At 59.5% G+C, this 13,326-nt stretch carries 11 protein-coding genes and 1 pseudogene; 10 read left to right on the top strand and 2 right to left on the bottom strand.

The window, feature by feature from the left end; genetic code table 11:
• The first annotated feature begins 400 nt into the window (after window positions 1-400).
• On the top strand, window positions 401-622 hold the full coding sequence (locus V8324_RS19520) for a hypothetical protein (RefSeq protein ID WP_336421579.1): 222 nt from the start codon (window positions 401-403) through the stop codon (window positions 620-622).
• 77 nt (window positions 623-699) lie between these two features.
• On the opposite strand, the gene V8324_RS19515 is transcribed toward V8324_RS19520, so the two are convergent.
• The gene (locus V8324_RS19515; protein ID WP_336421578.1) at window positions 700-2,691 is read right to left on the bottom strand and encodes an acyltransferase family protein; all 1,992 of its coding nucleotides are present in this window, start codon (window positions 2,689-2,691) and stop codon (window positions 700-702) included.
• Window positions 2,692-3,636: 945 nt separating this feature from the next.
• Here V8324_RS19515 and V8324_RS19510 point away from each other — a divergent pair.
• The 4 genes from V8324_RS19510 to V8324_RS19495 all read left to right on the top strand — a co-directional run bounded on the left by V8324_RS19510 (window position 3,637) and on the right by V8324_RS19495 (window position 5,542).
• Window positions 3,637-4,272 carry a ParA family protein gene (locus V8324_RS19510; protein ID WP_336421577.1) on the top strand — a complete coding sequence of 212 codons (636 nt, stop codon included), beginning with the start codon at window positions 3,637-3,639 and terminating at the stop codon, window positions 4,270-4,272.
• A gap of 30 nt (window positions 4,273-4,302) precedes the next feature.
• A complete protein-coding gene (locus V8324_RS19505; protein ID WP_336421576.1) occupies window positions 4,303-4,629 on the top strand; it encodes a hypothetical protein in 327 nt (108 codons plus the stop codon).
• A 211-nt stretch (window positions 4,630-4,840) separates the two neighbouring features.
• Window positions 4,841-5,083, top strand: coding sequence for a DUF4258 domain-containing protein (locus tag V8324_RS19500; protein WP_336421575.1), 243 nt, complete (start codon window positions 4,841-4,843; stop codon window positions 5,081-5,083).
• A gap of 15 nt (window positions 5,084-5,098) precedes the next feature.
• Window positions 5,099-5,542: a hypothetical protein gene (locus V8324_RS19495; protein ID WP_336421574.1), complete on the top strand. Its 444-nt coding sequence runs from the start codon at window positions 5,099-5,101 to the stop codon at window positions 5,540-5,542.
• Between the two features lie 84 nt (window positions 5,543-5,626).
• On the opposite strand, the gene V8324_RS19490 is transcribed toward V8324_RS19495, so the two are convergent.
• On the bottom strand, window positions 5,627-6,586 hold the full coding sequence (locus V8324_RS19490) for a tyrosine-type recombinase/integrase (protein WP_336421580.1): 960 nt from the start codon (window positions 6,584-6,586) through the stop codon (window positions 5,627-5,629).
• Between the two features lie 440 nt (window positions 6,587-7,026).
• Here V8324_RS19490 and V8324_RS19485 point away from each other — a divergent pair, with 440 nt between their 5' ends.
• From V8324_RS19485 to V8324_RS19470, 5 genes and pseudogenes are all read left to right on the top strand, one after another.
• Window positions 7,027-7,233: a hypothetical protein gene (locus V8324_RS19485; protein WP_336421573.1), complete on the top strand. Its 207-nt coding sequence runs from the start codon at window positions 7,027-7,029 to the stop codon at window positions 7,231-7,233.
• Window positions 7,234-7,401: 168 nt separating this feature from the next.
• Window positions 7,402-8,091, top strand: a pseudogene (locus V8324_RS22500) (DUF7146 domain-containing protein); the annotation flags it as partial.
• A 432-nt stretch (window positions 8,092-8,523) separates the two neighbouring features.
• Window positions 8,524-11,058 carry a hypothetical protein gene (locus V8324_RS19480; RefSeq protein WP_336421572.1) on the top strand — a complete coding sequence of 845 codons (2,535 nt, stop codon included), beginning with the start codon at window positions 8,524-8,526 and terminating at the stop codon, window positions 11,056-11,058.
• 430 nt (window positions 11,059-11,488) lie between these two features.
• A complete protein-coding gene (locus V8324_RS19475; protein ID WP_336421571.1) occupies window positions 11,489-12,028 on the top strand; it encodes a hypothetical protein in 540 nt (179 codons plus the stop codon).
• Between the two features lie 797 nt (window positions 12,029-12,825).
• Window positions 12,826-13,167 carry a helix-turn-helix domain-containing protein gene (locus V8324_RS19470; RefSeq protein ID WP_336421570.1) on the top strand — a complete coding sequence of 114 codons (342 nt, stop codon included), beginning with the start codon at window positions 12,826-12,828 and terminating at the stop codon, window positions 13,165-13,167.
• The last annotated feature ends 159 nt before the right edge of the window (window positions 13,168-13,326 follow it).

The following is a 13,326-nucleotide window of genomic DNA, read 5'->3' as shown; positions in this document are numbered from 1 at the left end:
GGGGCGCCTCCTCGGGAGGCGCCCTACTTATTGCATGGCTCCGAACTTTGGATTGGCCCACGCGTATCGGGAAGGCGGTAAACTCGGGGCGCTTAAATAGACCCCGCCGACCCGGACGCGCCATAGGACTGACTCGATGCTGCATATGACGCCGCGCTGAAGGTGGAAGACATAGCCGCTGCCGATGGTCTCCCGTGGTCCGAAGCCCGCCAATTCGTTTAGGCCGGTTGCGCGCCTGAAACTGGTGTTGGTGCCGTGCAAAGGCACCATGCCGCGCGCGTATTGCGTATAAAAAAAGGGACATGGCCGTGACGCCGCCGATCGTATCCACCCAATTATCCCCCTTTGACGCCATACACCCACCCTTTTCAGGTGTCCGGAAATTGCCGGAGATGACGCCATGACCCGAGACCAAGCCGCCGTCGCCATGGCCGAGGCAGTGGAGGCCGCATACCGCGCCTACTCGAGCGCCTGCGACACCGAACGCCGAGCGATAGACCCCGCCGCCGACCTCGACGTGCCCGAGGGCCTGCTCGACGAGGCATACGAAACCGCCTTGACGGTGGAGGGCCTCGCCGCCGAGCGCGGCATATCCTGGGCCGAGGCGCGCGAGCTGGTGTGAGGCAATGTCAGGGCCGCTGACTTCAACATTCTGATCCCATCCCACACCTAATCAGGAATACGTGAGGTCTGCAGAACTCATTTAAACGGAAACAAGGCTTCATACCCCTTTGCGTGGAGCGCAGAGATCAGACGTATGCCAAAGATCCGGTTGCCGTGCAAACTCCAGTGATCCGTGTCTCTATATGTCAGCATATCTTCAATTATCGCTTCCTCTGGTAGGATGGTGTCGATCGCATCGGCGTGCGACAGGTATGGTACTCCGCGCGCTGCGAAGGTTTCGGCAAATGCTCGGTCAACGGCAGACATAGCCTCAGAGATACCCGGATCCTGTGCGCGGGCAATCTGTGGTTCAAAGGGTTCTGTGACAGAAAGGTGGCGGGGATCGATGCCAAGAATCGGCCGGGGCCCAAGAGCGAGTACGGGAACATGTGCCGCCAGAGTCTCGAGATAGTCGCCCACCTCTTCGACAAGGTCCAAGTGTAATCCCTCTGCGCCGCGTACACTCCTGTAATCGTCAAACACTGTGAAACCGGCTTGGGTATAGACAACCAGAGCGACCCGATCCGGATGGGCGGCCATCAAATTTTGCACGCCGTCATAGGGACATTCATGGGGTGGCGGGGACCCAAGACTGCGGTGCGGTCTGCAATACCCGCGTGTAAATCCGATCATGACTTCTACCTCGGACGCCACGGCAAGCGCACCATACAGGTCTCCCGCATGTGATCCGCCCGTCACGATCACCGCGCGCTGGCCGTTGTCGGTGCAGCGCAGCAGCATTTCTTTGGCTGCTGGCGTGACCATGGAAAATTTGTGGCGACAAGGTCTATCGGCGGATATGTCGGGATTTTGAATCAGCCCAGCGTTATTGGCTTTCTGCAGGACGGTATAACGCTCCCGGGCCTCATCGGAGAGGCTTGCGGTGTAAAGAGTTTCGGTGAGCTGGGGCGCACCAATCGGCACAATACCGATGGCGGTCATGGCTGTGAGGCTTGCGGCCGAGGCGGTGAAGATGGCGCGGCGGGAAAATCCGCCTGCACTCGGGCGTGTGCGGAAAGGTTGTTCGACAAAGTACCAGCTGAGCCATGCGAGTGGCACCGTCGCGACCGCGAGACTTACCATCAGCCAGAGCGGCGGTTGGCCTGACGTGGTAATGCGTGCGAAAGCCAACAGTGGTTGATGCCAGAGATATATCGAGTAGGATAAAAGCCCGATCCAGACCATTGGTCGCCAACTGAGGATAAAGCCCGTCAGGCAATCGGCCCGCGCGAAAGCAAGGATCAAGGCGGTGCCCGCAACCGGCAACATAGTCCATGGCCCCGGCCAAGGAGTGGCGTCATTGAGACCTATGAGTGCGCCTATCACAAAGATCAGACCAAGCCCTGCCAGCCAAGGGGCGTAGGGTGTCTTGGTGGGTGGCTTACCCTTGGTAGCCAATGCCACTAGGCTACCAGCCAGCAACTCCCATGCGCGGGTCACCGGTAAATAAAAGTTGGCCACCGGCTTCCAGCCCGCGGAAAAAACGGCGAGCGCGAAGCTAAGCACAGCCAACCCAATGAATATGGACCAGAGCGTGGCGTCCGAGCCGTTTTTGCGCCAGCGCCAGAGAGCCAACAGCACGAGCGGGAAGACAATGTAGAATTGTTCTTCTACGGCTAGTGACCACATATGCAGAAGAGGACGTTCCTCGGCAGAGGTAGCAAAGTAATCGGTGGTGCGCCAAAAATAGACGTTGGCCCCGAAAAAGGCCGTCGCAATCATCGAGGCACCGTATTCCTCGAGCCTTGGCGGTGGCAGGGTAAGGGCAGCCATGAACGTTGAGGCCGCAACTACAAGCGTCAGGGCTGGAATGATGCGGCGCGCACGGCGTTCATAGAACCGCCATATGGAAAAGCGATCACGCTGCAAGTCTTCCAGAAGTAGCGTTGTGATCAAGAAACCCGAGATAACAAAAAATACGTCAACACCCGCATAACCGCCTGCAAAGCCCGGCAAACCAGCGTGAAACAGCACCACAGGCACCACCGCTATCGTGCGCAGCCCGTCAACGTCTTTGCGGTAAATCATGATGAAATTTCACCTTTTCTCATATTCAAAACGTAGCCGTGAACATCGTGCTTTTATCCGTCAATCTCGTTGTTTTCTTGACATTTATCGACGACTTTATGCGCCTGCATGCTGAAAGTTTCTGGAGACGCCATGACCAAAGACTAAGCCGCCGCCGCCATAGCCAAGGCTGCAGGAGCTGCGCACAGCGCCTATTGGAGCGCCTGTATGCCGAAAGCAAGGCGCGACAGACCCCGCCGCTGAGCGCGGCATATCCTGGGCCGAGGCGCGCGAGCTGGTGTGAGGCAATGTGAGGTTTTGTCAGGTTTCGCAGCGCGGCGCCCGCGAGAAGGACGAGAGCGCGCGAACGCAAAGGACGTGATGCGTGACGCTGAAGACGCATGACACGATACATTGCGCATGATGCGCGATGCATTTGACAGCCGATTGCGTTGGGTGTCCGCGGGCTTGTGCGAAGTTGGCAAGAAATAGGAACGTTAACTTCAAAATGTCACGCGGTCGAATGCATCCACTTGATCTCTTTGGCCAGAGCGCGCGAGTTCGTGTCAGGTTTCGCACCGCGCCGCGAACCTCATCATTTCTCAACATGCCTAACCCTCTAACCCATTGCCACACAACGTTTTTTCTACGTTAACCCCCTGCGCAACAATGTTACGCCGCCTTCGGGAATTTCCGCGATACGATAGGTTATGGCGTAAGTGCCTGAATTCGTTTATAAATCCCGAATTGAGAATTACACATAATGAAGGTTGCGCGCCGCCTAGGACTGGCCGGAGCTAGCAGCTTCCGCCAAGGTCGAGAGTGCCGCTCGCCCGGTTTGTGCGACCGTCGAAAGTTAGCTAACAATTCGCACCCCATAGATAGGCCGCCCATTGCTATTGATAGCCTGACAGGCTTATCTTCAGGGGATAATTTATACACCCCTAAAAAGGGGAGGAGGCGGGCTTGGCGATCATCGCTCTGGCAAATCTGAAGGGAGGGGTCGGCAAATCGACATTGGCCGTCAACATCGCCGGAGCGTTTGCCCCCAAGGTCGCCCTTGTCGATGCGGATCCGCAGGCCACCGCGACCGCCTGGGCCGAGGATGGCAACCTGCCCTTCCCCGTGATTGAGGCCCCGCTGACAGGCGAGGACGTGCAAGCCTGGATCGAGACGGTATTGGCGATCGAGGCCGCCCAGATCGTGATCGACCTTCCGCCCATGCTGGGGAACGCGACCGCTGCCGCCCTGGCAATATGTGATCTAGCCGTGGTTCCTGTGTCCCCGTCCGGGGCGGATCTTCGGGCTACAAACCGCGCGATCGAGCTGATCGCAGAGGCCAGGGATCAAAGGCACGACGGCAAGCCCCGCGCCCTGATCGTGCCGTCCAAGGTGGATCGCCGGACAGCCGCAGGGGCCGAGATCGAGGCCGTGCTACATGATTATGGCGAGCTGGTCGCGCCGGTCATATCGCAAAGGATCGCCCATGTGGACGCCTTCACGGCGGGTCGCTGGATCGGAGATTATGCCAAGGGATCCGCCGCCCATGTCGAGATCCGCACCTTGGCGAGTGTGATCAAGAAACTAGCAGAGAAGGGCTAAGGGATGGTCAGGCAATCGCTTAAAGGGAACGTGAGGCCTAGCGCCAAGGATGCGGCCCAGAAGGCCGCGCAGATCGCCGGGAAGCTGTCAGGATCCGCGCCGGAAACATCATCCGATGCGGGCTATCAGGGCGAGACTGAAACCGTTTCGTATAACCTGCCCGTCGAGTTGATCGAGCTTTATCGGGACTTGGCCGAGGAGCGCCTGAAGGTCGAGCGCGCGGCAAAGCGGGAAGCCCGCCGGAAAGGCGAGAAGCCCCCGCAGGCGCGACGGTCCGCAAGCGCCCTTGTGCGGGATGCGATGGAAGCCTACCGGCCCCAGGTCGAGGCAGAGCTGAAAGCCCTACGGGACAACTAGCAGGCTTTTGCAAGCCTGAGAGCGTGTTTTCAGCTGTGAGGCCGTTGCGTTAATTCTAATTTATGACCTTACCCCCAAATTGGGGGAAATATGTTGACCTTTGTGCCGTCATACCCCAAATTGGGGTATGAGAACGAACTTGGAACCAATCCCGTTTATGTCACCTGCGCAATTCGTAGAAGCGATCCGAGATCGGTCCAAGTTTCATCACATGGTTCTGTTTACAGACCATGCTGAAGACAAGATGGAAGAGCGGGACATAACCCGTCGTATGGTTCTGAAGGCGTTGTCGCGCTGCGATTCGTTAGAAGATCCGACGTGGCGAGTGGATTTGTCCAACTGGGAAGGGAAAGTTGTCGGAACGTCAGCAGGTGCGCGGATCGCCATCGTCTGCGCGATTCGGGGCGACGATTTAGTTGTCACTGTTGTGACCACGCACCCTGCGGGTCGCTGAAATGGAGGAAGCACGATGCAAGAGGTTTTTCACTATAAAACGGCTGGTTTGCCGAACGTCTGGTTGCAAGGTGGCGTTGAGTTCGTTGAGACGCCCTATGGGCCTGCGACAAAAATCGAGAATCTTGAAGATCTGCATCGGTTGATCGCCGAGGACATTATCAACCGTCCTGGTGTCATGACGCGAGAGGAATTTAGATTCCTGAGGCGTGAATTGGACGTTTCCCAGCGAGCGCTGGCCGGCATTCTAAAGACTGATGAGAAAAATGTTAGCCGCTGGGAAACCGGGGAAACAAAGGTACCTGGACCTGCCGCCGCAGCACTTGGAGCTTTTTACCTTGCAACAACAAAGCATGATGACATTGCGGAAACCATGAAAGAAATTGCGGAACTTGACCGTGAGATTGTGGAAATGCGGACATTCCGGATGGAAGGCGATCATTGGGAAACTGCCGCTTGAACCTAAGCGCTTCGCCCCAACGCCATGAGCGGGGCGAAGCGTTGTTTGTTGGTGTGATCTTAGCGCTACCTGAAAAGAGGTAGATCATGTCCGCCCCTGTTTTTGGGCGAGGATCGCCGCGCCGGACTGTTTTACCGCGAGACGTTTTGTATAGCGTGTAACCATCTGTTCGCCCTTCCAGCCGCCAGATTGGGCAATCTGCCCGGAGGCGATGCCCGCGCCCAGCTGATCGATCGCGCCCCCGACGCGGGTCGAATGAGCGGAAAATGCCACCCCGACGCGACCTTTATATATACGGGACACGTCGCGAGGGGACAGGCGTTCCCCTTGCCCCTTACGTGACATAGGCACGAATAGCGGGCTGTCGGGATCAAGGCGGGCTGCGCTGATCCATGCGGACAGCCGCGCCATTGTATCGGCGCTAACGTAGCGATGCAGGCCCTGCCCGTCCTGATCGGTTTTCGAGCGCCTTATTAGGATCACGCCGGAGCCGTCGCTTTCATCGGCTTCCAGATCGGCAACATCGAGGGCCACCAATTCAGAGGCACGGCATAGGCTGTCATAGGCCAGAGCGATGATCGCCGCGTCTCGGAGATCGAGGAGGGTGTCGTCCATGCCCTGAAGCGCCCGGTCGATCGTGGCGCGCTGCATCGGCTTGGCTTGTCCGCGACCGCACCGTTTCTTCTGAGGCGTTGCCGCCCATTCACGCCGGAACCGCCGCATCGCCAGAGTAACGACGCCCGCTGCTGTCGGGGATGGCAGGTCGAGATCCCCATGCATCCGCGCGAGGGCGCTGAGGTAATTCGAGACCGAAGCCGGGGACAGCTGCCCGCGCATGTCATCGACAAACTGCGCCAAGGTCCGAGGGTCGATCGGGACCGCGTAGGGCGTTCCCGTTTCATCGCACCATCTGATATAGCGCCGGATCCCGTGCCGGTAGGTGGCGACGGTCGCGGGGGCATAGGCACCTTCAGAGTCATGAGCCGCCTGGGCCGCGCGAATTGCGAGATCATCACCGTGCTGGATCGCGGGGAGGTCTGTCATCGTGTCATGCCTCTTAACTGTCATTAAGGGACATAATATATCCGTAAAAGACAATTAGCAATAAACAATTATGGACAGGGCTGTCCATAAAAACAGGGCAGAATGATCGGACACATAGGGATGCTATCGTAGTGAGACGGCGAGGGCCCACAACATTCGGCCGTTTAACACCATAAATCGCTTTGCCACACACACCCGCCGCTATATGCTGCCCCCATGACGCTGAGCTTTGATCACGAGTCACAAAAGAAAAAGGCCCCGACGTTGGCGCGTCGAGACCTTCAAAAAATGATCACGGGGCGAGCAACCCCGCGCATAGCGTCTGTTCATGCAACAGCTGCCTTAGCTGGTCTCAACATAGCCGTGTTCCCACGAAGTGCAAAGCAAAATTTGCACACGGTAAAGATCAGATCGGGCAGCTCAACACAGGAGCTGCACACATGCAGGCCGAACGTCTTCCCCTTACCGCCCTGCCTCGGATCCTGATCGAGGCGGGCTATAGCGCCCCGACATATCGGACAGCATACGAGGCCGCGCGAGACTGCCGCATCCCTGCGACCCAGAACGCCGGGGGCCGCTGGACCTTTGCCGTTGATGACCTGCCCGCGATCGCGGATGCGCTGGGTCTGTCTGAAATTGCCGCCTGAAATGAGAACCGCCGCCGCCCTGGCAGAGGCGACGGCGATCAATTTCGCACATGGGGCAACATGCGCGCGGCATGGGGACAGTATATCGCAGCGATAGCGCGAGCGCTAGTCCAAGGCAGACCGCAGAGATACAGATCAAGAGCCTGAAGGACTTCAGGAGGGGGATGCATGAATGATGCCCCCCTGAGCCGTGACTTCGTAAAGGCCGCGCTGGTCGAGCGGGCCGAGGATCTTTTCCGCGCCGTCTGGGGCGAGCCGGAGAGGGCCGCCGGGAAGGATTGGCGCGCCAGATCATCGAGCGCGCTGTCGATGGTCATGCGCGGGCCAGATCGAGGCCTATGGACTGATCACCGCACCGGCAACGGCGGAGACGTTTTCGACCTGATCGCCATCGAGTTTTGCGGACTAGAAAGGGCAAAAAACGACTTCCCGCGTGTCATGCGTGAGGCCGCCGCCTGGGCGGGGCTATCACCGGATGCCGAGCCGGACCTGGCAGAGCTGAAGCGCAAAAGAGCGCAACAAGACCGGGACGCCCAGATCGCGCAGGCCGAGGAGGCAAGGGACCGCGCCGCGCTGATCTGGATGATCAGGGATCGCGCCCAGCAGGTCGGGGGGACGCCCGCCGAGGCATATCTAAAGCGCCGGGGGATCGAGACCCTGCCCGAGACAGGGCTGGCCTATGCGCCGCTCCTGAAGCCGCACAGGGGCTTGATGCATCCGGGCTATGGCGCGCTGATCGCCTGGGCCACCGATGAAGCGGGGGAGATCACCGGGGGCCAGCGTATCCTGATCGAGGACGATGGCAGCCCTGCCCCCGAGGAGATCCGCAAGCCGTCGTTTGGGGCGATACAGGGCCACCCTGCCCGCTTTACCGGCAAGATCGAGGGCGGGCCGCTTTACGTCGCAGAAGGGCCGGAAAGCGCCCTTACCATCTGGGCCGCAACGGGATGCGAGACCTGGGCGGTTTTCGGATCATCGGGATGGAAGGCCGCGCCCCTGCCCCCGGATCGCCAGATCATCCTATGCCCAGATCGTGACGCCGGGGACAGCCCCGCCGAGAAGGCTTTCGCCAAGGCCGTCGCCCTGCATATCGAAGCGGGCCGCAATGTCTGGATTGCCACCGCGCCAGAGCCTGAGGGATCCAAGAGCGACCTAAACGATACGCTGCAACGTGCCGGGGTCGAGGCTGTCAGGGACGCCCTGGGCGCAGCACAGGATGCCAGCCCGCACCCGTATCACCCCGCCCCGGAGGAGGACCGAGACGCCGCTATCAGGGCGCATAGCGACGTTGTGCGCGGGTTTTTCGATGAGGCCCTACCCCTGATCCGCGCGACGAAAGCCGTCGCCAGCGCCTATGCAGAGATCGAGCATCCCGAAGAAGATGATCCTGATCGAGATCGGAAGAAGGCAGATGTCGCAAAGGCCCAGCGCGCGATCCGAAAAGAGGTCCGCGATCGGTTTGGGCTGGATTATCTGCCCGCATCAAGGACCACGAAAGACGCCCCCGCCCCCCGCGTCATGCTGTCCGGGGCGCAAGGCGTTGGCAAAACGCGCGCGCTGATCGACGCCCTGACAGGGGCGGACGGGATCACGTCGCTATGCCTTTTCCCTGATCACACCAAAGCCGCCGAGGCATGTCGGGACTACACCAAGGCCGCCGGATCGTCAGAGCCGGTCGCACTGCATCTGAAGGGCCGGAGCGCCCAGGATGCCGCCCGCCCTGATCGAACAATGTGCCTTATCCCCGAGGCCGCCGAGGCGCTAGCCAAGCGGGGCGCGAACGTCCGGGGGACGCTATGCGAGCGATGCCCCTTTGCCGATGAGTGCGCCTATCTCGAACAAGAGCGCGAGCTGATCCGTCTGGCCAATGATCCGCAGGGCGTGGCGATTTTCGCGCCGTCTGAATATGCGTTTTTGCCCCTGCCCGGACAGGTAAAGCCGGATCTGATCGCTTTCGATGAGGCCCCGCGAAACCAAGGGGCCGCAACCGCCGAGATCGCGCTGGACGCGCTGGGCGATGGTCTGACCTACGAGGGCCGCACCCGTGTCAGTGGCCGGATCGCGGATGCATCCGCCCGCGCGGACGCCCTGGCCGATGAGCTTGCACTGATCCGGCCCGCGATGATCGCGCTACGAGATGCGTGGCAGGCGGACCCTAGCGGGACCGAGGTTTATGCAGAGCTGATCGCGGAAGGCTGGACGGCGGAACGCTTCAGGGAAGCCCGCGCCGCCCTGAGCCAATTCGAGGCGGAAAGCATCGCGCAGAAGGTTGAGACCGCAAAGCTGGCCGCAGGCTTGGACGGGGCCGCCTTCGAGCGCCGTGTCGCCCGGATCGCCGAGGAGCAAGAGGAGAAGATCACGGGGCCGCTGGGGCGGGTTTTCGATGCCGTCGCCCATGAAATCGAGGCCGAGCTTCAGGAGCCTGTCGCGATCACTTTCAAGCGGGGCCGCAACGGGCGGGCCAATGCGCTAGAGGCGGCCTATCTCAAAATGCCTGCCTTCAATCAAACGACACCTTTCCTGCATCTAGACGGGACCGGGGATCACGCCTTGGCCGAGGCGGTTTTCGGGCCGATGCGCCTTGAGCAACACCGGGTCGAGCGAAACGCGAACATCACGCAAGTAACCGGCAAATCATTCTCAAATCAGAGCATCACCGGCAAGAACAAGCGGGGCGAGCTGATCGGCGGGAACGTCAAGTGGCAGGCCCCCGAATTGCGCCGGGATCTGGTCGCCTTTGCCCATAGCAAACCCAACGCCCTGGTTGTGGCGAACAAGTCAGTGATCGGCGCGCTGAAGGAGGCAGGGCTGCAAAACGAAACCGCCCATTTCGGTGCGCTACGGGGTCAAAACACCTGGGAACATGCGGACGCCGTGATCGTGATCGGGCGGGAACAACCGTCCCCGCAGAACATCGAGCAGACCGCCCGCGCCTTTGCATCGAGGGCAGGGCAGGCGTTCCAGAACATCGGCGGAAACTACCCGCAGGCCAAGCGTGCCTTGCGGATGCGCCAAGGATTGCCCGTCGAGATCGAGACAGCATGTCACCCGGACCCATGGGCGGATCGCGTCCTATCGCAAATCCGAGACGCCGAGGCCCTTCAGGCGATCGACCGGATCCGACCAATTTTCAAGCCGAACCCCGTCGAGGTTTTTATCCTGTCCGAGACCTGCCTTGACGTGACCGTTGATGCCGCTTGCAGCTGGGCCGAGCTGCGAGAAGGCGGGGGCCGGATCAGCAGGATCATCACACAAGCGGGCTTTGTCCCTCTAAGCGATCGAGAGGCCATCCGCCTGTTCCCCGAGACATGGAGTTACCGCAGAACCGCAGAGCGCGACCTTCTAAGCCTGAAAAATAAGGTCGATGAGGCCCTTCAGGATGCAGCGCAACAAGTGGCGCAAAATGCTAATAGTATATCCTATTTGCAAAATGCGCCACTTATCGGAGCGAGCCTGATCGAGTACCGAACCGCGCCGAAAGAGGGCCGCCGGACAGGGAATAAGACGCGCGCCTTGCTCTGGGGGCCGCTGTCTGAAGCCCGCGCCAAGGTCGAGGCCGTGGCCGGACCGCTGGCCAGTTTCGAGATTGTGCCGGAATGGGAAGCCGTCGCGGATGCACTGGATGCCGCCGAGGAGCGGAAAGCTATTGTCGCTGAGGGCCAGTTTCCGGCGCAGTACGCGCGCGGCACGCCAGAAGCCCCAGAGACGCTCGCACAATGGCGAGAGAGTTTTTCCGAGGCGTTGTCCCCCAGAAGGCGGGAGATGCCCCCAGCGCCTCCGCAGATCGTCCCCTTCAGGCGCGTTGCGGGCAGCGGGTCAGGATAGAGCGCAAGCCTCTTTTATAGAGGAAAGTTTGCCGTGCGATTTTTAGCCTTCACAAACCTGTCAGTCTATTAAGTATTATTAATTATTGATAGCCTTTTAGGTTGTGCCAAAGTTGTGTAAACTATCGTCATGAGACAATTTTCGGACATCCTAAAGGGGACGTGACGGATGCAGGCCAGACAGATCAGGATCGCCCGCCGGGGGCTTGGCTGGACACAGGCACGTCTTGCCGCTGAGGCGGGACTACATCCGAAGGCTGTCGCCTATTGGGAGGGGGAGAGGCGGGGAAGCGCTATCCCGCACCCTATGCACACCAATTCCGGTCTTCACCGGATCAGCGCCGTGATGAACCGCCAAGGCGTTATCTTCGAGCCGGATGGGGTAAAAATACCCATGCAAACCCGAACATGAAAAAGGAGCCGAGCATGTGATGCCCGCACAGATTGAAAAAGCCGAGGCAGACGATCTCGGCGTGACGGTAAAGGGATCGGCCCGGTCTGGTCACAAGGTCGAGCTGGCCGATGAGAGCGCTCTTTATCGGATTTTCGGGACGAGTGACGAGGTGCAGGCGAACGCCCTTCTAAGTCATTGTCTGAAGCCTCTGAAAGCGGACGAGGCCAGCGACGAGCACCCCGGCAATGACGAGCGGGCTTTCATGCTGTCGATCGTGAATGACATGGCCCCGCGTGATCCTGTCGAGCGCATGCTTGCGGTACAGATGGCCGCAACGCATGTGGCAACAATCCGTTCAGCGCGATGGCTGGCGAACACTGAGAATATTCCCCAGGTCCAAGCGCACTACACCGGGTTCAACAAGCTTGCTCGCACCTTCGCGGCCCAGGTCGAGGCCCTGAGAAAACACCGGACCGGCGGGGAACAACGGGTCACGGTGCAGCACGTCAACGTCTCGGACGGCGGGCAAGCTATCGTCGGCAATGTCAAAGCCGGGGGGAGGGGCGGCGATGAATGATGACGACAACCCCATGAGCAAGGCCCATGCGGCCCCCAGATGCACGGCAACGTCCAAGCGCACGGGCGAGCGGTGCAAAGGGCCTGCGGTGCGTGGGTGGCGCGTCTGTCGCTTTCACGGCGCGGGCGGCGGGCATGCACCCGGCCCGGATCACCCGTCCTGGCGACATGGTATGCGGTCGCAGGAATGGATCGAGGCCAGGGCAGAAATCAACGATCTGGTGCGGGAGTCATACTACCTGCTGGGATGTGACAGCTAGGCAAATCAGCACTTGAACTACGCCAATTGCGTACTACGTTGTTAGCGTACCTTCCGAGCTCTTGTCTGAAATCTAGCAAAAGGAAAGCTCATGCGCATCACACCCATGCCTCAGTTCTTCTCGTCTGCGAGGACCTATCTCACATCTCGAGAAGTGCTTGGCGTTGAGAAACGACTACTACAGGACCCGAAATGTGGGAAGCAATTGCATGGCGTTTCAGAAAATCTGAGACGTTTAAAGCATCCGACGTCAAACACCTCTGAACTCGGATATAGTCCTGTAGTAATTTACTTACTCCATGAAGCGTCAAACGAAATCATCCTCCTCGATGTTACAGAGGATGATGATAAGCTAGCGAGTATGCTTAAGAATCCGTTTACTTTAGTAAAGATTTACAGCCTGCTCCGAGCAATCCGAGACGCTTTGGAGTTCTCCCTCTAAGTCGCGGGTGTCACCCCCTCGACTCCACAGTTTAGAGGGTGACACCCAAACTCACTCGGAAGGAACGATGCGTGTGTAGCAGAAAGGACCGATACCAATGGTAAGAATCATCGATAGCACCACCCTTGACCTAGGCGTTTCCCAAGCAGAGGAATATATCCTCCGCGGGCCGCGCCATCGCAACGACACCGTCAACGCTGACCAAACCCAGGGCAGCTTTGAGTTTCGGTTAAAAGCACTCCGCCGTCGTCTCGGCTTGTCGCAGGCGGCGTTTGCTGCCCGGTACGGGCTTCCCCTTGGCACGGTCAGAAACTGGGAGCAAGGACGGCGAGCACGTTCTGATGCAGCCGGCGATTTGCTTCTAAGCTTGATCGAGCGCGACCCCGAAGGCGCGGCAAAGTTAGTGCGGCACCAAGGAGACCTCGAACACTCCGACTAAGCTTCAAGAGCCGATCTTTTACCCATCGACGGCAGAGTTTGCCCAAGTTGGCCGAACACGACACTCTCAAACACGACACTCTCAAACACGACACTCTCAAACACGAACCTCTCTTGAAGCTTCTTCTCAACTTTGGGGCGCCTCCTCGGGAGGCGCCCT

The organism is Roseovarius sp. D22-M7 (genome assembly GCF_037083785.1).
Classification (GTDB): Bacteria; Pseudomonadota; Alphaproteobacteria; order Rhodobacterales; family Rhodobacteraceae; genus Roseovarius.
This window is presented reverse-complemented; position numbering and strand designations above follow the sequence as displayed.

Coding starts and splice junctions, on each gene's coding strand:
- V8324_RS19520 (WP_336421579.1), top strand. CDS start 401: ATGACCCGAGACCAAGCCGCCGTCGCCATGGCCGAGGCAGTGGAGGCC.
- V8324_RS19515 (WP_336421578.1), bottom strand. CDS start 2,691: ATGATTTACCGCAAAGACGTTGACGGGCTGCGCACGATAGCGGTGGTG.
- V8324_RS19500 (WP_336421575.1), top strand. CDS start 4,841: ATGGTTCTGTTTACAGACCATGCTGAAGACAAGATGGAAGAGCGGGAC.
- V8324_RS19495 (WP_336421574.1), top strand. CDS start 5,099: ATGCAAGAGGTTTTTCACTATAAAACGGCTGGTTTGCCGAACGTCTGG.
- V8324_RS19490 (WP_336421580.1), bottom strand. CDS start 6,586: ATGACAGACCTCCCCGCGATCCAGCACGGTGATGATCTCGCAATTCGC.
- V8324_RS19485 (WP_336421573.1), top strand. CDS start 7,027: ATGCAGGCCGAACGTCTTCCCCTTACCGCCCTGCCTCGGATCCTGATC.
- V8324_RS19475 (WP_336421571.1), top strand. CDS start 11,489: ATGCCCGCACAGATTGAAAAAGCCGAGGCAGACGATCTCGGCGTGACG.
- V8324_RS19470 (WP_336421570.1), top strand. CDS start 12,826: ATGGTAAGAATCATCGATAGCACCACCCTTGACCTAGGCGTTTCCCAA.